This is a genomic window from Aeromonas sp. 603079, from assembly GCF_049172135.1.
GTDB classification, from domain to species: Bacteria; Pseudomonadota; Gammaproteobacteria; order Enterobacterales; family Aeromonadaceae; genus Aeromonas; species Aeromonas veronii.
This window is the reverse complement of the sequence record NZ_JAAKPX010000051.1, coordinates 1-538: the sequence shown is the minus strand read 5'-3', so window position 1 is coordinate 538 and position 538 is coordinate 1. Positions and strand designations below refer to the sequence as shown.

1 pseudogene is annotated in these 538 nt (G+C 48.0%); it reads right to left on the bottom strand.

The features are described 5' to 3' along the window. Positions 1 to 173 precede the first annotated feature (173 nt). Positions 174 to 284, bottom strand: a pseudogene (locus G5287_RS20775) (gamma carbonic anhydrase family protein); the annotation flags it as partial. Between the last annotated feature and the right edge of the window lie 254 nt (positions 285 to 538).

Sequence of the window (538 nt, the reverse complement as noted above, 5' to 3'; positions counted from 1 at the left end):
CAACTGCCTCAACTGCCTCAACTGCCTCAACTGCCTCAACTGCCTCAACTGCCTCAACTGCCTCAACTGCCTCAACTCATCATTCACCTATATGTTCTTCTATAGAAGTAAGCGCTGTTCCCAAACCACTGCTGAGTGGTGAATGGTTAATGGTTGGATCACTTGGCGTGAACATCGTCAGCCAGCTGATATCGCCCTACATATACCCATTTGCCCAATTGCGGGCGTTTTCCCTTGTAGGGTCTCAGTCGCAAGTCCATCTTGGCCTCCTTGTTTTCGGCCATTCTAGCAATCTGCAGGCTGCTTCTGTGGATAAGTTTGTATAAAAGCTGTGATTGGAGATGAATAACTAAAAAAGTGCCCTTTTTTGCAATTTTATTGCAGGAGAGGGGTTGCCAGAACGAATTCACTCCCTATAATGCGCCTCCATCGACAGGGCAAGCGGCAACGCAGAAAGCCAAGTCGATAACCTCGAAAAGCCTTTGAAAATAAGGCTTGACTCGAGAAGGCGGTTGAGTAGAATTCCACTCCCGCAGCA